This is a genomic window from Sphingomonas sp. Leaf407 (assembly GCF_001425385.1).
Lineage (GTDB): Bacteria > Pseudomonadota > Alphaproteobacteria > Sphingomonadales > Sphingomonadaceae > Sphingomonas.
In genome coordinates this window covers 780,034-801,437 of the sequence record NZ_LMQO01000001.1, presented here as the reverse complement: position 1 = coordinate 801,437, position 21,404 = coordinate 780,034, and the positions used below count along the sequence as shown (strand labels likewise).

Below are 21,404 nucleotides of genomic sequence, written 5' to 3'. Positions count from 1 at the left end.
TTTATCGCCGCATCTTGCCCGATCGGCCGCGCGCGGGAAGCCGGAATCGACGCGGCGTCATCCGCAACCGCCACCGCACCCCCCGCCGCAGCCGCCATCACCGCCGCCACATCCGTCCGATCCGGTGCCGTCACCGCCATCGAAGTTCCACTGGAAGCGGCGGCGGAAGCTTCGGGTTCGCAAGGCAACGCTCGCGATGAACGCGCCGATCGCGATGACGGCGAGCAGGGCAGCGGCGAACAGGGCCATGCCCTGCGCGATCAGGAAGACCAGCCCGACCGCGACGATCCCCAGCCCTGTCGTCGCTTCGGCCCCCAGCAGGATCGTACCGGCGCGGTCGACCCGTTCGAACTCGCCCGCAAACCGTTCGGAGGGATCGGGCCAGATGTCGCGGGGCGGTTCGGCGCCGAACGTCGCGCGATACCGGTCGAGGGTCCGGGCATAGCGGTCGCGGTAATAGTCGCGCTGGTCGGGGCCACCCGAGGTCGGTTCGTGATGCAGCTCGCGCCCGACGATGTCGCGACACAGGCCGTGCCAATAGTCGCGGGTATAGGCCATGTGCAGGTGCCATGCCTGATCGACCGCATCCGATGGCGTGAGCGTTTCATCGCTGGTCGCAATCAGCACGAGGAACCGGCGATATTCGGTGGCGACCCGGTCGGCGAAGGTCGCCGTCCATCCATTCTCTGCGGCCAGCCTCCCTTCGAAGCCGAGCGCCGCGTCGTTCCGGCCAATGGCCAGGGTTTCGATCCTCCCGATGAGGACCCTTCGCGCCCGATGCGCGGAGCTGTTCGCTTCCATGTCCCATCATATTAGTGGGATATTGTTACGACTGTGTGAAACCCGGTCGCTCCGACGAAACCTCCCCGCCGCCCGTTCGTACCTCTTTCCGACCCACCGCGCCCGCCAAGGAGGATCGTTTGACCGCAACAGAGCTTCTCATGCCCGCACCGATGCCTGCGAACGTCATCGACGCGCTCGATCGCCACTTCACGCTCCACCGCCTGTGGGAACAGAGCGATCCCGACGCTTTCCTTGCCGAACACGGGCCGCAGATTGCCGGCATGGCGGTCAGCACGCTGTCGGGGATGATCGACGCGGCGTGGCTCGACCGGTTGCCCGCGCTAAAGATCGTCTCCAGTTTCGGTGTCGGCTATGACAATGTCGATGCGGCGGCGGCGGCAGCGCGCGGGGTCGTCGTCACCAATACGCCGGGCGTGCTGGATGAAGAAGTCGCCGACCTTGCCATCGGCCTGCTGCTCGCCACGCTACGACGGATTCCGCAGGCCGATCGCTATCTGCGCGCCGGGCACTGGGGCGATGCGCCGTTTCCGCTGTCGCCGACGCTGCGTGGCCGACGGATCGGCATCATCGGGCTGGGGGCGATCGGCAAGGCGATCGCGCGGCGGCTCGATGCGTTCGCGGTATCGGTCGCCTATCATGGCCGCTCGCAGCAGGCGGGGGTCGCCTATCCCTATTATGACAGCCCGGTCGCGCTGGCGACGGCGTGCGACGTGCTGATTGCGATCGTCCCCGGCGGGGCGGAAACACGCCGTATGATCGATGGCGCAGTGCTGGCGGCACTGGGGCCGGACGGCGTTCTCATCAACGTCGCGCGGGGGAGCGTGGTCGACGAGGCGGCGCTGATCGCCGCGCTCGACGCCGGAACGATCGGCGGGGCCGGGCTGGACGTGTTCGACGACGAACCGAACGTGCCCGACGCCCTGCTCGCGTTCGACAATGTCGTGCTGCTGCCGCATGTCGGTTCGGCGTCGGAGGCGACGCGCGCGGCGATGGGGCAGTTGGTGGTCGACAATCTGGTCGCGTGGTTCGACGGCAAACCGGCGCTGACGCCGGTGTCCGAAACGGCGGAGCTGAACCGGAAGGGATAGGCCGCAGCAGGATGGATCAGCGTGCGCCGGCCTGTCGCGGCATAGCGTTATCCTGCTGCGCGACGACGGCATCGGGCAGCAGCGCGGGCCGGCCATAGCGGAGCCCCTGCGCCAGATCGCAGCCGAGGTCGCGCAGCACCAGCGCCTGCGCCTGGGTTTCGACCCCCTCCGCCACGACGGTCTTGCTCAGTCCCTTGCCCAGCCCGACGATGGCGCGCACGATCTCCAGCGTGCCCCCGCCATCGCCGTCGAGTCCGGCGACGAACGACCGGTCGAGCTTGATCCGGTCGATCGGCAGGCGGCGCAGATGGGCGAGCGACGCCGCGCCCGTTCCGAAGCCGTCCAGCGTGATGCAGACGCCGGCAGCATGAAGCCGCTGCAACGTCGCCGCGATGACATCGGCGGCACGGTCGAGCAGGGCGCTTTCGGTGATCTCGATGCACAGCCGGGCGGGCGGCACGCCGTAGCGGGCAAGACGGTCGAGCACGGCCTCCGCCGAGCGTGACCCGGCCAGTTGCGCCGCGGTGAAGGTCAGCGCGACCTGACCGATGCGGTCGCCATCGGCCTGCAACCGGCGCAGCGCGAGATCGAGGATATGCTCCTGCACCCGCAGCCCGATCCGTTCGGCGACTAGGACGTCGGCAAAGCGATCGGGGGGCAACAGGCCATGGCGCGGATGGTCCCAGCGCAGCAGCGCGGCATAGCCGCGCACCGCGCCCGTGCCGATGTCGACGATTGGTTGATAGTGCAGGCAGAATTCGTCGCGCCGTAACGCCGCATCGGCATCGCGAACGAATTCGGTCTGAAGGTCGCGCAGGATGCGTTGCAGCGGATCGTAGCGATAGAGCTGCGCCCGGCCGAGCCGCTTGGCGCTGTAGAGCGCGAGATCGGCGTTCTGGTAGAGTTGATCGACATCGGCGGCGTCGGCGGGGAAATCGGCACGCCCTATGCTGAGCGACAGCGTACGCTCGCGTCCCTGAAAGCGCCACGCGATGCCTTGCAGCGCGTCCAGCCGCGCGGTCAGCAGTTCCGCCTCCGCCGGACCGCCGGGGCACAGAATGGCGAATTCGTCGCCGCCGATCCGCGAGCAATGCAGGTCGGGCAATATGGTGCGCAGCGCGGCGAGGCGCTCGCCGACCAGCCGGAGCAGCGCGTCGCCGCCGCCATGCCCCAGCCGGTCGTTGACGTCCTTCAGGAAATCGACGTCGATCAGATACAGGTCGAACGCGGTCCCCCGGTCGGCAAGCGTTCCCGCCGCGTCGTGGAACGCGGCGCGGTTGCCCAGACCGGTCAGGAAATCGGTCTGCGCGGCATGGCGCAGCGTCCGCGCCTCCGCATGGTCCACCGCGCGCCGCTGCCGCGCGTCGTCCAGCTCGCGCTGGACCCGGCGGAACCGGTCGGCGATCGCGAGCGAGAGCACCAGCGCCTCGAAGGCGAGCGCGGCGAAGGTCGCCATGTCGATCAGGTCGTTCTGCGCGGTAAGGCCGAGGTTGCGGACCAGCCGTGCGACGAACACGAAGATCACCGGCCCCCAGCCGAGCAGGTAGAACCACACCACCCGGCTGCCGCGGCGGACCGCGATGACGCACGACAGGGCGACCGTCACCGCCGTCGCGGCGATCACATAGTTCAGCCAGCGATCGGCCGGCACCGGCGGGAACACATGGTCGAGCGCCGCCATGACCCCCAGCGCCGCCCCCAGCACGGCGAGCGTCCGCCCGGTCCGCATCAACCCGCGCGGCACCATGCCGCGTTCGATCACTGCATAGAAAAACATGTTGCCCGCCGCGACCATCAGCCCGACGAGTACGAAATCGACCCGCACCGCCCATGGCCCGACCAGATCGGGCAGCAGCAGCGCCGACATGTTGGTCCATGTCATGCCATAGGCGAACGACACCGCGACCCACAGCAGATACCAGCGCTGAAAGGCGTGGCGCCGGCCGGTGTTGATGACGACGTTGTAGAGCAATGCCGACAGCATCGTGCCGGCGAAGATGCCCATAAGCAGCAGCCAGCGGGTGTCGGCCCCCGCCTGCGCCGGTGCCGCGACCGCGCCGACCTTGCGCATCAGCGACAGGTCGTCGATCCGGCGAAAGCCGAGGTAGAGCGCGCGCACCTCGCGCCCCGGCGGGGCCATGTCGAAGCGCAGCATGCCGCCCGGCGCCCAGTGCCCGGCCAGCGCATCGGCCCGCCAGGTCGACCGGGATGCCCCGCCCTGCCCGACGCTCAGGATCGCCAGTTCGTCGAAGCGCGTCTGGTCGACGAGCAACTGCCAGCCGGCCGGAAGCGCGCCCAGCCCGCGCGTATCGAGCCGCAGCCACAGCCAGTCCTCGCTGTCGGTCGGGGCCTGCGCGCCGCAGCGATAGGAGGCGGTCATCACCGCGCGGTCGCCCGCGCCGTCCCCCAGCACCGCGCTGCACAGCGGGTGGTGCAGCGCGATCGCCGTGGTCGTCGGGCGTTCGGCCAATGCGCCGAACGCCAGCAGGAGCAGCGCGAGGATCCAGATAATCTTGCGCTTCACGTCCTGTCCGCCGCTGCCGCCTTCCGTTCGACGAGCAGCATATTGGAAAGACGTTAACAGGGGTTCACCACCGAAAGTATGATCGGCAAAATGGGTAGCGTGACCCGTTATTTAACCGGTCGGGCGGGCTTTACGTAACGGTCGAGCCAGTCGGTCATCTGCCACAATGTCTCACCGGTGGATTCCAGCGCGCGATAGCCGTGCGGTTCGTTGGGCAGCACGACATAGCGCACCGTCGCGCCATTACCCTTCAGCGCAGCGTACATCCGTTCCGACTGGATCGGGAAAGTGCCCGAATTATCGTCGGCCGCGCCATGGATCAGCAGGATCGGCTCCTTGATCTTGTTGGCATAGGTGAAGGGCGACATTTCGGTATAGGTCGGCGTCGCCTGCCAATAGGTGCGCTGTTCCGCCTGGAAGCCGAACGGGGTGAGCGTGCGGTTGTACGCGCCCGACCGGGCGATTCCGGCGCGGAACAGGTCGGTGTGCGCCAGCAGGTTGGCGGTCATGAACGCGCCATAGCTGTGTCCGCCGACCGCGATCCGGTCGCGATCGGCGACGCCCAGCTTCACCACAGCCTCGACCGCCGCCTCGGCATCCTCGCGCAACTGTTTGATGTAGGTGTCGTTCGCTTCGGCGGCGCCTTCGCCGATGATCGGCATCGCCGGATCGTCGAGCACGGCATAGCCCTGCGTCAGCAGGAACAGGTGGCTGATGCCGCGCGGACGGGTGAAGCGGTTGCCCTGATCGACGGTCTGCCCGGCAACCTTGGCATCGGTATATTCGGACGGATAGGCCCAGAGCAGCGTCGGCAGCGGTCCGTCGCGCTTCGCGTCATAGCCGGCGGGCAGATACAGCGTGCCGGACAGCGGCAGGCCATCGGCGCGGTTGTAGGTGATCGTCCGCTGGGTCACGTTCGCGAAGGTCGGAGCAGGATCGGCGAAATCGGTGATCGGCTTCGCACCGCCACCGCGCACGCTGCGGATGACATAGTTGGGGGCGAGCTTCGCGCTTTCGCGCCGCGTCAGAATGCGCGCGCCCTTGTCGTCGAGCAGCGACACGACGCTTTCGTAATAGGGGGCCCTGGCGGTCCACAACCGGGTCTGTTCGCCGCCCGCGACCGGCATCCGCGCGAGGAACGGAAACGCCCCTTCCTTGGTCGCGCCGTCGCCGGTGACGAACACCGCCTTGCGATCGGGGGTGAAGCGCATCACCGGCTTGCCGGCCGCATTCTCCTCGACCATCGGCATGCCGGGATCGCCATATTGATCCTGATAGTTGCGCGTCGCCACCAATCGCACGGTCCCCGGCTGCGACGGGGCGACCGCGTAGCGCCGCTCGGTCCGGGTGCGCCATTCGCGATCGACGATCATCGCGAAGCCGTCGTCGCCCCACAGCGTCCCCGCGTAGCGCTTGACCGTCTTGGCGAGTTCGACCGGTGCGGCGTCGAACGGCGCGGCCTGCGTCACCAGCCGGTCGTGGAACGGCACGTTCGCCTTGGGATCGCCATCGTCAAGCGCTTCGGCCCACAGCAGCGTGGCGGGCGCGTCGCTGCGCCATTCCACCTCGCGCGGCCCCTTCACCACCGCGTCGAAATCGACCGGCAGGTCGTCGGCAAGCGGGCGATCGACGATCACCCGGCCCCCTGCCCCGCCGGCCATCAGTTGGACCGCGACTTCGGTCGGGAAGAAACCGGCCGGGAGCAGATAGCTGTAAGGGCGTTTCAGCCGTTCGGTCAGCAGATAGCGGCCATCGGGCGACACGGCGAAGCTGCGCCACATCCCCTTGGCCGCCAGCGGCTGGAGCGTGCCGCTGGCGATGTCGATCCGGCCGAGCACACCGGTGAAATAATAATCGAACAGCGCCTCGTCGGCGGCGTTCTTGAGCAAATCCTCATAGGTGCGCGCCGCCGAAGTGCGGCCCATGCTCTCCTGCACCACCGGCCCGGTCGGCGTATCGATAGCGGCCGGACGCGCGCCGCGATCTGCCGGCACCAGCCGTGCGACGATCGACGCGCTGTCGGGCGTCCATGCGAACGACGACCCGAACGCCGCGTTCAGCCCGCGCACCAGCCGCCGCGCCGTGCCATCGCGTCCCGCGATCCAGAGCGCCAGCCCGTCGCTTTCCTGCACGACGAATGCCAGATACCGGCCGTCCGGCGACCAGTCGGGCGAGGTGAAGCGCGTCCCCGCCGGCAGCGTCACCCGGGCGGTGCGGCCGCTGGCGATGTTCTTGAACGACAGCGCGTTCAGCCACTGGACGCGGACCTCCGCCGGGCCGTTGGTCGCCGGATCGATGCGATAGCCCGCCAGCCGCAAAATCGGTTTCGCCAGATTGGCGATCGACGGCAGATTCTCCCGCCCGAGGATCGCCAGCGTCGCATGATCCGGGCTGACCGCGACCGACGGCGTCGGGGCTGCGTCGAGGATGCGCGCGATCGCATCGGGCGCGCGGTGATAGGCCGGTGCCGGGTCCGCCGCCCATGCCGCGCCCGATGCGAGCAGCGACAGCAGAAATGCCGTTTTCCGAACCATGAACAACCCCCGATACTGACGATGCGTGTATGGTGTCCGTTAGCGTGGACGGGGGCAAGCCCTTGTTGTTCGCACCTTTACTCCTGTGTCCGAAGCGTGATGGTCCCACTGGCCAGCCCGTCGGCGCTGGCCGTCACGCGCAGCCGGCCGCGTCCGGCGCCACGCACCAGTGCCACCGCCATGCCGTCGAGCACGGCACGATCTGGCGAGGCGAACGGCGTGTGATCGACCGACGAACCATTGTCGGTCGCGACCAGCGTGCCGCTCCCCTCGACCGCGAAGTGCAGGCGGTGCGCGGCGTCGGGCACTGTCGTCCCCTTCGCATCGACCACCCGCGCGCGGACATAGCCCAGCTCGTCAAAGGTCGAGCCGACCGAGGGCATATCCGCGACGAGATCGATCTGCGCCGCCGGCCCGGCGGTCCGCAGCCTGTCGGCGACATGACCCTGCCCGGCATCGCGGCACACCGCGCGAACCTCGCCCGGCGCATAACGTACCCGCCAACGGCGCGGCGACGCATCGGCGTTGATCGGCAGCATGCCGAGCGAACGGCCGTTCAGCAGCGCCTCGACCCGGGCGCAGTTGCTGTAGACCTCGATCGTCTCGTCATGCGGCGTCCGGTCGGCCGGGGTCCAGTCGTCGAACAGCGCGACCTTGAGCTTCGGTGTCGCGACCGCGATCATCGTCGGCAGCGCCGGCTGGTTGGGGCCGCCCGCGCCGTCGGTCGCCGGTCCCGCCGCGCCCGGATCGGCATTGCGCACGACATGGACGACTGGCCGTTCGGACCACCAGCTTTCGCGTTCCATGCCGGCGATCTTCTGCCGGCCGGTCCGGTCGAGCAGCCCGGCCGGGTTCTGGATATTGGGCCAGCCCGACCGGTTCGCCTCCCCCAGATAATCCACGCCGGTCCACAGGAACATGCCCGAAAACGGAGCATAGTCGCGCACCGGCAGCCAGTTGCTGCGGTTGAGCGCATTCTCGGTGCCGACGATGCTGCGTTTCGGGTTCTGCCGACTGGCGGCGATCAGTTCGTTCTCGCGATAATTCTGCCCGATCACGTCGAGCATGTCGGCAAGGCCGTTGTCATAATCCTTGGTCACGTTCGGCCGGAACAGCGCCATGGTGACGGGGCGGGTCGGATCGGTCGCATGGACGATGTCGAGGATGCTGCGCAGCGCCGCCTTGGCCTGCACCGGATAGGCGGTGTCGTGGATTTCGTTGCCCGCGCTCCACAGCACGATGCTGGGGTGGTTGCGGTCGCGGCGGACCATGTCGAGCGTATCGCGCTTGTGCCAGTCGCCGAAGAACAGGTGATAGTCCTCGGGCGTCTTGGCGACGTTCCACTGGTCGAACAGCTCGTCCATCACGATGAGGCCCAGCTCGTCGGTCAGGTCGAGGAATTCGGGGGCCGGCACGTTGTGCGCGGTGCGGATGGCGTTCACCCCCTGCGCCTTGAGCGCGCCCAGCCGCTGCCGCCACACCGCCAGCGGCACCGCCGCGCCGACCGCGCCGCCGTCGTGATGCAGCGCCACGCCCTTCAGCTTGAAGTTGCGGCCGTTGAGCCAGAAGCCGGTCGCGGGATCGAACCGCGCCTCGCGGATGCCGAAGCGAACCGTCTCGTCGTCGCGCACCGCGTTGTCGCCGGTCAACACCTGCACGCTTGCGCGATAGAGCGCGGGATCGCGAATATCCCAGCGGCGTGGATCGGTGAGGGTCAGGTCGCCCTGCACCAGCGCGGTACGCCCGGCAGCGACCGTTACCGGCGCGGTCGTCGTGCGGGCGACTTCGCGACCGTTCGGGTCGCGCAGCACGATCGCCAGCCGGACGGTCGCATCCTGCGCCGTCAGGTTCTCGACATCGCTGCCGACCGTCATCGCCGCGCGATCAGCGGCAAGCGCGCCGGTCCGCACGAACGCCCCGCCCTGCGGAATATGCACGTCGTCGGTTTCGATCAGCCGGACATGGCGATAGATGCCCGACCCGGTATACCAGCGCGACGACGGTGCCGCCGACGTATCGGCGCGCACCGCGATCATATTGCGGCCATCGGCGCGCAGGTGGCGGGTGATGTCGTAACGCTGGCCGACATAGCCCATCGGGCGATAGCCGACATGATGGCCGTTCACCCACACGCCGCTGCGTTCCATGATCCCGTCGAATTCGACGAAATAGCGTCGCCCCGCCTTTGGCGTCAGCGATAGCGCCCTACGATACCAGGCAACGCCGCTCGGCAGGAAGCCGTTCTCGCCCGCCGCCTTGGCGTTCGCGTCGAACGGACCGGCGATCGCCCAGTCGTGCGGCACCGATACCGTTGCCCAGCGGCTGTCATCGAGTTCGGGCGTTTCCGCGCCGGCCGGATCGGCCTGAACGAAGCGCCAGTCGTTGGCCAATGGCGTCACGGTCCGTGGCGCGCCATGTGCCATCGGCGTGGTCAGCGCCATGGTCGCCGCCGCCGCAAGCAGCCATCCCGATCGGGTCATCCTTGCCTCTCCGTACCTCGGTTCGTCCAACCGAATCTATATATGGGATGATGATCCACATTCAGGGACAGTGCAATGCTCGATTCAGCCGTTCGGATCATCGCCGCTGCGATCGATTGCAACGCCAGACGTGCCGGCATAGGTTGCTGGAAACGATGCGGAAAGCATCGGAGCGACGGGAAGGGGATGCACGATGGAACAGGCCGCCGATACTGCGATCCGGTCGATAGCGATCGTCGGCGGCGGCACCGCCGGCTGGATGACGGCGGCAGCGCTCGCCCATGCCATCCCGCGCGGCTGCACGATCACGCTGATCGAATCCGATGCGATCGGCACGGTCGGGGTCGGTGAGGCGACCATTCCGCCGATCCGCGTCTTTAACCAGACGCTCGGCATCGACGAGGCCGAGTTCCTTCGCGAGACGAAGGGCAGTTTCAAGCTGGGCATCGAATTTGTCGACTGGGCGCGGACCGGGCAGCGCTATTTTCATCCGTTCGGGACGTTCGGCAAGCCGTTCGACCTGCTGGCGGTGCATCAGCACTGGCTGGCGGCGCGGGCCGGTGGATCGCGCGTTCCGCTCGACGAACTGTCGATGGCGTGGGGCGCGGCACGCCACGGCCGGTTCGCGCCGCCGGTCGGCGATCCGCGCAGCGTCGCCTCGACGTTCGACTATGCCTATCATTTCGATGCCGGGCTCTACGCCGCGTTCCTGCGCCGCTATGCCGAGGCACGGCGGGTCGAGCGGATCGAGGGCGCGGTCGTCGACGTCACGCTGCACGGCGACAACGGCCATGTCGCCAGCGTCACGCTTGCCGACGGGCGGCAGGTGGCGGCGGACCTGTTCGTCGACTGCTCGGGGTTTCGCGGGCTGCTGATCGAGCAGGCGCTCGGGACCGGGTATCAGGATTGGACCCACTGGTTGCCGTGCGACCGGGCGGTGGCGGTGCCGTGCGCCACCGGGGGCGAGGGCATGACCCCCTATACTCGGTCGACTGCGCGGGCGGCGGGGTGGCAGTGGCGCATCCCGCTCCAGCATCGCACCGGCAACGGTTATGTCTATTGCAGCCGCCACCTGTCGGATGAAGAGGCCGCCACGACGCTGCTGGCCAATCTCGACGGGCCGGCGCTGGGCGACCCGCACTTCCTGCGTTTCACGACCGGACGTCGCACCAAATTCTGGAACCGCAATGTCGTGGCGGTGGGGTTGGCCAGCGGGTTCATGGAGCCGCTGGAGTCGACCAGCATCCATCTGATCCAGGCGGCGATCGCCAAGCTGCTCGCGTTCTTTCCGACGCGCGACTTCGATCCGGCGGTCGTCGACGAATATAACCGTGTCGCGATCACCGAATGCGAACGGATCCGCGACTTCCTGATCCTGCATTACAAGCTGACGCAACGGAGCGATGCGCCGCTGTGGCGCGACTGCGCGGCGATGGCGATCCCCGACACGCTGGCGATGAAGATCGATCATTTCCGCAGCACCGGGCGGCTGATCGCGCGCGACATGGACCTGTTCGGTCCGGCAAGCTGGCTCGCGGTCCATATCGGTCAGGGTAATGATCCGCGCGGGGGCGATCCGCTCCTGGCCTATGCCGCCGGGGCGCAGACCAGCAGCGGCTTCGTCGACCGGCTGGCCGGCGCGATCGATGCGATGGCGCGGTCGATGCCGGGCCATGCCGCCTATCTGCAACGGATCGGCGCGATCCAGCCGTAACAAAAGACATAAATGCAATCCTTTGCAATTTATATTGCAAACGATTGCGAGACTGCTATTCCAACACTCGACAGCGTCCCCGCCAGTGGGACGAATCAGGAGGGATTGCCATGAAACCCACGCTTCTGCTCGCCTGCACCTCGACGATCGCCTTGCTCGTCGCCGCCCCGGCGCTCGCCCAGACCGATCCGGCCGCGCCCACCGCCCCGGCCGCCGTCGCCGATGCGACCGTGCAGGCCGGCGACACGCCCGACGCCGCCGCGCAGAGTGACGAGATCGTCGTCACCGCCAGCAGCGGCGAACGCTCGCGCTTCCGCAGCTCGATCTCGGTCAGCCAGATCAGCAACGAGGCGATCCAGAATTTCACGCCGCGTTCCGAAGCCGAAGTGCTGCGCAACATCCCCGGCCTCCAGCCCAGCGACACCGCCGGTCCGGGCGGCAACGCCAACATCGGCGTGCGCGGCATTCCGGTGTCGACCGGCGGTTCGGAATATGTCGCGCTTCAGGAAGACGGCCTGCCCACCGTCCTGTTCGGCGACATGAACTTCGGCAACAACGATTACTGGCTGCGCTTCGACCAGAATGTGCAGCGGGTGGAAGCGGTGCGCGGCGGTTCGGCCTCGACCTTTTCCAGCCAGGCGCCCGGCGCGGTCATCAACTATCTGAGCAAGACCGGCGACAAGGCCGGCGGACAGATCGCCTATTCGAACGGCGTCGGCTTCCGCGAACACCGCCTCGACTTCGATTACGGCGCGCCGATCGACGATACGCTGCGCTTCCATGTCGGTGGCTATGCCCGCAACGGCGGCGGCCTGACCAACGAGCGGTTCAACATCCTGCGTGGCTACCAGATCAAGGCCAACGTCACCAAGGATTTGGCCGACGGGCGCGGTTTCGTGCGGCTGTATTTCAAGCGGCTCGACGAACAGGCACCGACCAACACCACCACCCCGTCGATCGCCACGCTCGACGGCAACAAGGTGACGGACTTCAAGCCGCTGCCGACCTTCGACGGGCGCGACGGATCGTCCTATTCGATCTACAACCGCAGCTTCCAGTATCTGGACTATGACGGCCGAGGCATCCGCAACGCCGAGGTAGAGGGCATCCATCCGCGCGTCACCGGGCTCGGCGCGCAGTTCCATTACGAGGTCAACGACTGGCTGACGCTCGACAATGTCGCGCGCTACCAGTGGATCAGCGGCAACTTCACCACCCAGTTCATCAATGTCGCGTCGCGTACCGGTGCCGGCGGGGTGATCGGATCGACCGTTAACGGACAGGTCGTGGGTTCGCTGCGCTATGCCGCCGGGCCGAGCCAGGGGCAGGTCTATACCGGCGCCTATGTGAACAACAATCCGAACATCAACACGTTGATGAAGAACATGAACAACTTCGCCAACAATCTGGCGTTGAACGGCAAGTTCGACGTCGGCGGCGGCAAGACGACGGTGTCGACCGGTGTGTTCGTGATGAAGCAGAACATCGAGCAGGACTGGCACGTCAACCGCAACTTCGCCGAACTGAACGGCGAGAATGCGGCACCGCTCGACCTGTTCTCGACCACCGGCACGCAGCTTACCGCCGCCGGTCAGGCCGGGTTCAACGATAATTGGGGAAGCTGCTGCGCCCGTCGCGTCGACCTGAGCTACACCGACGTCGCGCCGTTCCTTCAGGTCGGTTATGAAACCGGCGGGCTGAACCTCGACGCCAGCGTCCGCTACGATACTGTCAGCGGTAACGGCACTGCGCAGGGCGGCGTCGCTGGGCCGACGACGCGGGTGTCGGATGCGCTGGGATCGGCGCTGATCCCGTCGCTGGTGCTCAGCCCAACGATCGAGAAGATCGACTATAGCGACAGCTACGTCAGTTGGTCGCTGGGCGCGCTCTATGCCTTCAGCGGCAATACCAGCGTGTTCGGTCGCGTCAGCCGCGGCGGTCGCTTCAACGCCGATCGCCGGGTGTTGTCGGGCAACTTCAATGCCGACGGCTCGCTCAACGCGCAGGGGCAGTCGACCTCGGTCAATTTCCTCAACCAACAGGAAATCGGCCTGAAGCAGCGGGGCCAAGTGTTCGGCGGGTCCTATTCGGTCGAAGTCACCGGCTTCCGCTCGACGCTGACCGAGAACAACTACGACTTCACCCGGATCAACAATCCGGCACCGAACAACGACCCGAACATTTCGAATGGGTATCGCTCGTTCGGCGTGGAATTCTCCAGCCGGCTCAACAGCGGCGGGTTCCACCTGTCGGTCGATGCGACCTATTCCAACTCGAAGATCGTCAGCAGCGTGACCCCGGCGCTCGTCGGCAACCGCCCCGGCGGCCTGCCCGAGTTCCTCTATGTCGTCTCGCCGTCCTATGACGCGGGGATCGTCGCCTTCGGCGTGAGCGTGAACGGGCAGACCGCCACGCCGTCGGACGATTTCAATCTCTACACGATCAAGGGGTCGACCTTCGTCAACGGCTTCGTGACCGTGCGGCCGATCGAGCGGGTCGAACTGGGGCTGAACGTCAACAATCTGTTCGACAAGCTCGGCTTCCGTGGCGGCGGCAGCCTGAACCCGATCCTGTCGTCGACCAGCGCTGTGTTCAACAACACCGCGCTCTATGGCCGGACGGTGACGGCGTCGGTGCGCTACCGCTTCTGACCATTTTCTCCCCAGCCTGACCATGGGCGGCAGGACTTCGGTCCCGCCGCCCTTTTTTTGTTCATTGTTTGCCGGGAGGCAGGCCACGCACAACAAAACGCCCGACCGGAGCAGTCCCGGCCGGGCGTCGGCACTTCACATGATACACCTGGTCAGTCGGTGACGATCCGGGCGGTCGTCCCGTCCAGTGCGAGGCGGAAGAACGGCGCGGCCGTTCCGCCGAAATGCGCGCGGCGGGTGGCGGCGTCGGTCGGCTCCGCCCCGGCGAGGCCCCAGCTATCGACGAAGCTGATGACGTCTAGCTCGCCCGTCACCCACCAGCAATAGGCCTGATACGGTTCGGCGGCCGGATTGGCGGCGACCAGCCCCGAGCTGTTGAGCGGCAGCCACGGCCCGGTCATGGTGTCGGCGACCATTCCGTACAGCCCGGTCGGCGCGCCGGTGCCGGGGGCGAACCGCTTCCCCTGCGTTGACCAGAACAGATAATAACGACCGTCGCGAAGCACGATATGCGGTCGTTCGAGTTCGCTGTTGACGCCGATCGCCTCGACCAGCGGGGGGTTAAGCCGCCATGGCGCAGCGGGCGCGGCGCGTTCGGCGACGCCGATGATGCCGTCGTGGACATCGTCGACCCAGCCGGCCGATCCGACGAACAGCAGATAGTCGATGCCGCTCGCGGGATCGCGGAAATAGCCGGGATCGCGGAACCCCTTGATACGGCCATCGACCGCGTCGCCCTGATCCGCGCGCAGATAGGTGACACCGTCCGCCGCGACCGATTCGACCGGTGGCGACCAGTCACCAACGCGGCCATCGGCGAACCGCCCGACCGTTTCGAACAGGCGTTGCTCGAAGGTACGCGCCTCCCCCCGCCGGCCCGAAGCGGTGAAATACATCGTCAGCGTCGTGCCGTCGTCGGCGAGTACCGCTGACCCGGACCATTCGCGGCTGCCCGGCGCGAAGCCGTCGGGAAAGGCATCGCCATGATCGCGCCAGCCGTCCGCGCCATGGCTGGTCAGGCGGATGCGCGCGGCGTCGTGGCGATCGTCGGGATCGGCGAACTGCGGCGTGGCGAGGAAGAACCACCAGCTCCGCCCGTCGACGATCGTGGTACGCCCGTCGGCATCGGCGATCTGCCACATGTCCCACAGGTCATGACCGGGCAGGATCGCGCAAACGTCCGCTTGCATGAACACCGGCAGCGCGGCGGCGGGTTGATCCGCCGCTAGTCGCGCGGCCTCGATCGACCAGTGGGTCGGGGTGGTCCGGGTCATGGCCGGGGAGCAGGCAGTCGTCGTCATAGCGTCTCCAGCGCGAAGAGCGCGACGCTCTCCGCCTTCATTGCGGGCATCGGCAGGCCGGCCTGCGCCAGCCAGTCGCCATCGAACGCCACGCCCTCCCCCCGCATCGCGGCGAACAGCGGGGCGTCGGGGGGCGGGTGGCCGTCCTCGCTCGCCAGATCGATCAGGCGGACGCGCACCGCGCCCGCTCCGCTGAGCGGCGGCAGCGGGATCGCCGGCGGGCGGCGGATGGTGGTCGGATCGGTGCGGGTGACGCTAAGCAGCCAGTCGCCCGGTTCGCCGTGCAACTGCCACACCAGCCCGTCCGCGCCCTCGCCTAGCCACAGCCGGCCATGATGAAGCCAGCCGCGCAGCGCCTTGTAGCGCGCGATCGCCGTTGCCAGGATTTCTGCCTCGCGATCGCGGATCGTCGCGGGGTCGAGTTCGACGCCGAGATGCCCCGGCAGCGCCACGGCGGCGCGGAACGCCATCCCCTGGCGGCGGCCGGTCGAATGCGCCGGGCTGGCGCCGACATGCGCGCCCATCATCTCGGGCGGCAGGAAATGGAGGAAGCCGCGCTGCATCCTGACCCGGCTGACCGCATCGATACAGTCGCTGGTCCAGAACCGGTGGCTGCGCGTGGCGATGCCGGCGTCGATCCGCCCGCCACCGCCGGCGCACGCCTCGATCTCGACCGCCGGGTGCGCCACGCGCAGCCGGTCGAACAGCGCATAGGCACCCAGCACCTGCGCATGATAGCCCGCGCGTCCGTCGGCCCCGCCGGCGGGGGCCAGATCGCGGTTGTGATCCCATTTGAGATAGGCGATCGGCAGGTCGCGCAGCAGCCGGTCGATCGCATCGAACAGATAGTCACGCACTGCCGGGCGCCCGAGATCGAGCACCCACTGGTTGCGCGAGGTAAGCCTGGGCACGCCGGCCACCTGCAACGCCCAGTCGGGATGGGCGCGGGCGAGGTCGCTGTCGGGATTGACCATTTCCGGTTCGACCCACAGCCCGAATTCCATGCCCAGCGCGACGACATGGTCCGCCAGCGGTTTCAACCCGCGCGGATATTTGACCGGATCGGTGCTCCAGTCGCCGAGCGCGGCGGTATCGTCGTTTCGCCCCGTGAACCAGCCGTCGTCGAGGACGAACCGCTCGACGCCGAGCGCGGCCGACCGGTCGGCCAGCGCCATCAACGCCGCTTCGTCATGATCGAAGTAGAAGCCTTCCCAACTGTTGACATGCACAGGGCGCGGCGGCGCGCCGGCGGCGGGCCATGGCGCGCGGGCGCGGACTGCCGCGTGAAAGGCTTGAATCGCCCCGTTGATGCCGTCGGTCGAGCACACCGCGAGCATCTCCGGGCTGTCGTAGCGCTCGCCCGGGGCCAGCCGGACCTCACCGGGGGCCAGCGCCTCGCCCATCTGCAACATCCAGACGCCGTCGTCGTCGCGCTCGACTGCCAGCCGGTGGTTGCCCGACCACGCCAGTTGCGCGCCATGCACCCGTCCGGCATGCCACCCCGCCGCCGGTCCGGTCACGAACAGCCCCGGCGGCCCGGCATGGCCGGTCAGCCCGCGGCGGTTCTCCCGCACCCAGCCATGCGCTGGCATCGGTTCGGCATGGGGCACGAATTCGGCATTGTGCCGCCCGGTGAAGCTGTGGATCGCCGCGCAGTCGGCGGGCAGCGGCAGTGTCCCCGCCGCCAGCCACGCGATGTCGAGCGGGTCGTCGCCGTCGTTCACCACCGATGCCGACAGGACGAGCGCGCCGTTGGTCCGGGCGATCCGCTGGACGAGGGTGACCCGCGCGGTACGATCGACCAGCGTCACCGTGATCGCATCGTCGCCCGTCTCGACCGACTGCGTTTCGAACCAGTGGGCGAACGATCGTCCCGCGCGGTGGCCGTCGAGCGCGGCGGGGCCGAACCAGCCGGTTCCGCGCGCCGGCACCACCGGCAACGGCTGATCCACGTCGAGCGAGAAGGAGGCCGGCGGGCGGACGTCGCCGATCGGCGGCAGCCGGTCGGTCCCGACGCGCGGCCCCCACCAGCGCCACACCGGCGGCAACACGCCGCGCTGTTCGATCACGACGCAGGCGTCGCCGGCATGGAGCGCGGCGATCATGCGGTCGCTCCGACCGGCAGCCCGGCGGCGTTGCGCTCGCGCACGCTCCACACCGCGGCGGCGGCGGCGAACATCAGCACGCCGCACAACGTCAGCACGTTGCGTGGATCGCCACCCAGCAGCCGGTCATAGAACAGCCACATCGTGCCCGAGAAGATCAGCATCGGGATGACGATCATCATGTTAAAGATGCCCATGTAGACCCCGGTCCGCTCCGGCGGGATCGATCCGGCGAGGATGACATAGGGGTTGCCCATGATGCTGGCCCAGCCGATGCCGATGCCGATCGCCGGCAGGAACAGCATCCATTTGTCGGTGATATGCGGCAGCCACAGCATCCCCGCCCCCGCCAGCATCAGGCACAGCGCATGGAGCGACGCCGCGCCCATCCGTTTGGCGAGCGGCACCATCGCGAAGGCGGCGAGGAAGGCGATACCGTTGTAGAACGCCGCCATCTCGCCGTTGGTCAGCACCGCCGAATGGAAGCCCGACGAGGTCGCGACCGACGTGCCATAGACCGACCGGCCGATCGAATAGATGACATAGCCCCAATAGGCCGCCATCGCATACCATTGGAACAGGCTCATCAGCGCCAGCTTGCGCATCGCCTGCGGCATGTCGCGGATCGCCGATCCGATTTCGGTTAGCATCGCGCCGAACCCCTTTGGCTCGGCGGCGATCCGCGCGCGCTCCTCGGGTGCCAGCGGCAGTTCGGGGACGCGCCAGATCGACCACAGGATCGTCGAGAAGCTGAGGATCGCGCCGAGCATGAAGGTGATCCGCGCGGTGTAGGGGATGTTGTGGGTATCGACCCAGTCCTGGTTCATCCCCGCCCACACCAGCAGCGACGGGGTGAGGAACGCCAGCATCTGCGCCAGGCCGGTGAAGGCGCTTTGCGACAGGAAGCCGATCTGGTGCTGGTCCTCGTTCAACCGGTCCGACACATAGGCGCGGTACGGCTCCATCGTGATGTTGTTGCCGGCATCGAGAATCCACAGCAGCGACACCGCCATCAGCAGCGACGAGCTGAGCGGCATGAAGAACAGCCCCAGCGCGCACAGCACCGCACCGGCGATGAAATAGGGCGTGCGCCGTCCGAAGCGGCTGTCGGTCCGGTCGCTGAGCGCACCGATGACCGGCTGGACCAGCAGCCCGGTGATCGGCCCGGCCAGCCCCAGCAACGGCAACGTCGCTTCCGACGCGCCGAGATAGCTGTAGATCGGCGCCATATTCCCCTGCTGCAACCCGAACGAGAATTGCAGCCCGAGGAACCCGAGGTTCATTTCGAGGATACGGGGCAGGGACAGGCGGGGCTTGGTGGCGGGCAGACGCATCGGACATCCTCACAGTCGCGGACAAGCCCGTCTGGCGCGAGCTTGTGAATATGATACGCAGCCGCCGGGATCATTGCAACAATCGATTGCAGGATAGTCTGCGTTGCCTTGGATACCCGACGCATGCCATTCGTGTGGCAAGCGGACCAGAAGGTCCACAACGGGAGAAGGTGATGAAACGGTTGGCATTCATCCTGCTTGCGGCGTCGGCCCCCGCCGTGGCTGGTCCCGTGCAGACTTCGCCGTCGCTGGGCGCGGACAATTACCGGGTGGACGTGCCGATGGCGGCCCCCGCCGGCACCCCGCGCTTCGCCGACGAGTTCGACGCGCCTGCGATCGATACCACCCGCTGGCGCTACGACACGGCGCGCAACAAGGCCGGATGGTACAACAACGAACGGCAATATTACGCCGCCGACCGCCCCGAGAACACGCGGATCGAGCGCGGCGCGCTGGTGATCGAGGCGCGGGCCGAACGGCTGCGCGATCGGCCGGACTGGGGCGGACAGGCGTATAGCTCGGCGAAGCTCGTGACCCGCCAGCCGCTGGGCTACGGCTTCTATGAAATCCGCGCGCAACTGCCGTGCGGACGCGGCATCTGGCCGGCGATCTGGCTGCTGCCACCCGACGGCAAATGGCCCGATGCCGGTGAGATCGACGTCATGGAAATGGTCGGCTCGAATCCCGGCGTGGTGCTTGGCACCGTTCACAGCGGTGCGTTCAACCATGTGAAGGGGACGCAGCGCGGCGCCGAAACCACCCTGCCCCGCGCCTGCGATTCGATGCACCGCTATCAGCTCGAATGGACCCCCGACACGATCACCATCGGCATCGACGGGCGGGGCTATATGCGGGTCCGCAACGACCAGCCGGGCGGGCAAGCGGCATGGCCGTTCACCCGCCCGTATGACCTGATCCTCAACGTCGCGGTCGGCGGCGACTGGGCCGGCGCGCGCGGAATCGACGACACCGCCTTTCCACAGGCGATGCGGGTCGATTACGTCCGTTACTGGGCACGCTGACTCAGCGCCCCAGCAGGCTGCCGATCAGCCCGATATTGGTCCGCCCGAGTTCGACCACCGCATCGCCGCGTCCGCTCAGGATCGCCTTCGCGGCATAAAGGGTGAAGCCGGTCATCTGTTCGAGCGTCAGCTTGGGCGGCATCGACAATTCGGTCCGCGCCGTCACCGCGTCGAGCAGCGCGGGGCCGGGATGCGCCAGCACCTCGGCCACGCCTGCCCGTACGTGCGCCGGATCGGTCACGCGCACGCCGTGAATGCCCATCGCCCGCGCGACGGCGGCGAAATCGGGATTGTCGAGCGCGACGCCCGTCTCGATCATGCCGGCCGCCTTCATTTCCAGTTCGACGAACCCCAGCGTCCCGTTGTTGAAGACGATGATCTTCACCGGCAACCCCGACTGCCGCACCGTCAGCAACTCGCCCATCAACATGGCGAGGCCGCCGTCGCCCGACAGGCTGACGACCTGACGGCCGGGCGCACTGGCCTGCACGCCGATGGCATGGGGCAGCGCATTGGCCATCGATCCGTGGTTCCACGACCCGATCAGCCGCCGTCGCCCGTTCATCTTCAGGTAGCGCGCCGCCCAGATCGTCGGCGTGCCGACATCGGCGGTGAAGACCGCGTCGTCGCTTGCGAGGTCGCTGACCACCCGCGCCACTTCCTGCGGGTGGAGGATGCCGCTCCCCGGCTTGCCATGCGCCAGTTCGTCCAGCCCCTTGCGCGCCTTCGCATAATTCTCGCGCGCATCGGCGAGGAACGCCCCGTCCCGCCCGGTCGTCAGCCGGGGCAGCACCGCATCGATCGTCGCCGCGACATCGCCGACAATGCCCAGATCGATCGCGGTCCGCCGCCCCAGATTCTCCGGGCGCAGGTCGATCTGCACGACCTTCGCCTGTTCGGGGTAGAATTGCCGATAGGGAAAGTCGGTGCCGAGCATCAGCAGCGTGTCGCAACCCATCATCGCGTCGTAGCCGCTCGAAAATCCGATCAGCCCGGTCATGCCGACGTCATAGGGGTTGTCGTATTCGACGAACTCCTTGCCGCCCAGCGCATGGACGACCGGCGCCTGCAACCGCTGCGCGATGGCGATCAACTGCGCATGCGCGCCGCGACAGCCGCGCCCGGCGAGGATCGTCACCTTGCCCGCACCGTTTAGCACCGCCGCCAGCTTCGCCAGTTCGCCCTCGCCCGGCACCACCACCGGTGCGGCCGGCAACAGCGCACCGCCATTGCGCGCCAGCACCCCCTCGGTCGAGGTCAGCGCCACGTCGCCCGGCATCGCCACCACCGCGACGCCGCGATGCCCCGTCGCCGCGCGGATCGCGGTGTCGAGCGTGCGCGGCATCTGCTCGCCGGTCGTGATCGTCTCGCAATAGACGCTGCATTCGCGGAACAGCGCCTCGGGCCGCGTCTCCTGGAAATAATTCGATCCGATCTCGCCGCTGGGAATCTGCGCGGCGATCGCCAGCACCGGCACGCGGCTGCGATGCGCGTCGTACAGCCCGTTGATGAGGTGCATGTTGCCCGGCCCGCACGATCCCGCGCATACCGCCAGCTTGCCCGTCAACTGCGCCTCGGCGGCGGCGGCGAACGCGCCCGCCTCTTCGTTGCGGACATGGACCCATTCGATCTTGCCCTGCCGCCGCAGGCTGTCGGTCAGGCCGTTGAGGCTGTCGCCGACCACGCCATAGATGCGCTCGACCCCGGCCAGATGCAGGGTTTCGGCAAAGAGATCGGCGACGCTGGTCTTGGGCATGAACTACTCCGGGGAACGAACCGGCCAGTGATGCCGGTGCGCGCTGAACGCTCAGGCGCCCCAAGGGTTCGGTACGCCGCGCCGGTTTGAC

12 protein-coding genes are annotated in these 21,404 nt (G+C 67.7%); 4 read left to right on the top strand and 8 right to left on the bottom strand.

The annotated features are described in order from the left end of the window. Nucleotides 1-57: 57 nt before the first annotated feature. Nucleotides 58-801, bottom strand: a complete 744-nt coding sequence (locus ASG37_RS03575) for a glycine-rich domain-containing protein (RefSeq protein ID WP_055756114.1) — start codon at nt 799-801, stop codon at nt 58-60. A 152-nt stretch (nt 802-953) separates the two neighbouring features. Between ASG37_RS03575 and ASG37_RS03570 the strand changes: the two genes are divergently transcribed. Then, nucleotides 954-1,892, top strand: a complete 939-nt coding sequence (locus ASG37_RS03570; RefSeq protein WP_235525114.1) for a 2-hydroxyacid dehydrogenase — start codon at nt 954-956, stop codon at nt 1,890-1,892. A 16-nt stretch (nt 1,893-1,908) separates the two neighbouring features. Here ASG37_RS03570 and ASG37_RS03565 read toward each other — a convergent pair whose 3' ends face one another. The 3 genes from ASG37_RS03565 to ASG37_RS03555 all read right to left on the bottom strand — a co-directional run bounded on the left by ASG37_RS03565 (nt 1,909) and on the right by ASG37_RS03555 (nt 9,430). Further along, complete coding sequence (locus tag ASG37_RS03565; protein ID WP_055756110.1) at nt 1,909-4,416, bottom strand: putative bifunctional diguanylate cyclase/phosphodiesterase; 2,508 nt, start codon at nt 4,414-4,416, stop codon at nt 1,909-1,911. Nucleotides 4,417-4,523: 107 nt separating this feature from the next. Further along, nucleotides 4,524-6,950, bottom strand: a complete 2,427-nt coding sequence (locus ASG37_RS03560; protein WP_055756108.1) for a prolyl oligopeptidase family serine peptidase — start codon at nt 6,948-6,950, stop codon at nt 4,524-4,526. Nucleotides 6,951-7,027: 77 nt separating this feature from the next. Beyond that, the gene (locus tag ASG37_RS03555; protein WP_055756106.1) at nt 7,028-9,430 is read right to left on the bottom strand and encodes a glycoside hydrolase family 2 TIM barrel-domain containing protein; all 2,403 of its coding nucleotides are present in this window, start codon (nt 9,428-9,430) and stop codon (nt 7,028-7,030) included. A gap of 193 nt (nt 9,431-9,623) precedes the next feature. Here ASG37_RS03555 and ASG37_RS03550 point away from each other — a divergent pair, with 193 nt between their 5' ends. Then, complete coding sequence (locus ASG37_RS03550; RefSeq protein ID WP_055756104.1) at nt 9,624-11,144, top strand: tryptophan halogenase family protein; 1,521 nt, start codon at nt 9,624-9,626, stop codon at nt 11,142-11,144. Between the two features lie 110 nt (nt 11,145-11,254). Then, entirely contained in the window at nt 11,255-13,795 is a 2,541-nt protein-coding gene (locus ASG37_RS03545; protein WP_055756102.1) for a TonB-dependent receptor domain-containing protein, read from the top strand. 152 nt (nt 13,796-13,947) lie between these two features. Here the strand turns inward: ASG37_RS03545 and ASG37_RS03540 are convergent, their stop codons facing one another. The 3 genes from ASG37_RS03540 to ASG37_RS03530 are packed head-to-tail and all read right to left on the bottom strand — an operon-like array spanning nt 13,948 to nt 18,535. Next, nucleotides 13,948-15,069 (bottom strand): glycoside hydrolase family 68 protein, encoded by a 1,122-nt coding sequence (locus ASG37_RS03540; RefSeq protein ID WP_055756100.1) that lies wholly within the window; start codon nt 15,067-15,069, stop codon nt 13,948-13,950. Nucleotides 15,070-15,092: 23 nt separating this feature from the next. Next, nucleotides 15,093-17,201: an alpha-galactosidase gene (locus ASG37_RS03535; protein ID WP_055756098.1), complete on the bottom strand. Its 2,109-nt coding sequence runs from the start codon at nt 17,199-17,201 to the stop codon at nt 15,093-15,095. Further along, on the bottom strand, nt 17,198-18,535 hold the full coding sequence (locus ASG37_RS03530) for an MFS transporter (RefSeq protein WP_055756097.1): 1,338 nt from the start codon (nt 18,533-18,535) through the stop codon (nt 17,198-17,200). The genes ASG37_RS03535 and ASG37_RS03530 overlap by 4 nt, the downstream gene beginning before the upstream one ends. 173 nt (nt 18,536-18,708) lie before the next feature. On the opposite strand from ASG37_RS03530, the gene ASG37_RS03525 reads away from it, so the two are divergent. Further along, nucleotides 18,709-19,557 carry a family 16 glycosylhydrolase gene (locus ASG37_RS03525; RefSeq protein WP_082447961.1) on the top strand — a complete coding sequence of 283 codons (849 nt, stop codon included), beginning with the start codon at nt 18,709-18,711 and terminating at the stop codon, nt 19,555-19,557. A 1-nt stretch (nt 19,558) separates the two neighbouring features. Here ASG37_RS03525 and poxB read toward each other — a convergent pair whose 3' ends face one another. Beyond that, the gene (poxB, locus tag ASG37_RS03520) at nt 19,559-21,313 is read right to left on the bottom strand and encodes a ubiquinone-dependent pyruvate dehydrogenase (RefSeq protein WP_055756095.1); all 1,755 of its coding nucleotides are present in this window, start codon (nt 21,311-21,313) and stop codon (nt 19,559-19,561) included. Between the last annotated feature and the right edge of the window lie 91 nt (nt 21,314-21,404).

Coding starts and splice junctions, on each gene's coding strand:
- ASG37_RS03525 (WP_082447961.1), top strand. CDS start 18,709: ATGAAACGGTTGGCATTCATCCTGCTTGCGGCGTCGGCCCCCGCCGTG.
- ASG37_RS03575 (WP_055756114.1), bottom strand. CDS start 801: ATGGAAGCGAACAGCTCCGCGCATCGGGCGCGAAGGGTCCTCATCGGG.
- ASG37_RS03530 (WP_055756097.1), bottom strand. CDS start 18,535: ATGCGTCTGCCCGCCACCAAGCCCCGCCTGTCCCTGCCCCGTATCCTC.
- ASG37_RS03540 (WP_055756100.1), bottom strand. CDS start 15,069: ATGACCCGGACCACCCCGACCCACTGGTCGATCGAGGCCGCGCGACTA.
- ASG37_RS03550 (WP_055756104.1), top strand. CDS start 9,624: ATGGAACAGGCCGCCGATACTGCGATCCGGTCGATAGCGATCGTCGGC.
- ASG37_RS03545 (WP_055756102.1), top strand. CDS start 11,255: ATGAAACCCACGCTTCTGCTCGCCTGCACCTCGACGATCGCCTTGCTC.
- poxB (WP_055756095.1), bottom strand. CDS start 21,313: ATGCCCAAGACCAGCGTCGCCGATCTCTTTGCCGAAACCCTGCATCTG.
- ASG37_RS03535 (WP_055756098.1), bottom strand. CDS start 17,201: ATGATCGCCGCGCTCCATGCCGGCGACGCCTGCGTCGTGATCGAACAG.
- ASG37_RS03570 (WP_235525114.1), top strand. CDS start 954: ATGCCTGCGAACGTCATCGACGCGCTCGATCGCCACTTCACGCTCCAC.
- ASG37_RS03555 (WP_055756106.1), bottom strand. CDS start 9,430: ATGACCCGATCGGGATGGCTGCTTGCGGCGGCGGCGACCATGGCGCTG.
- ASG37_RS03560 (WP_055756108.1), bottom strand. CDS start 6,950: ATGGTTCGGAAAACGGCATTTCTGCTGTCGCTGCTCGCATCGGGCGCG.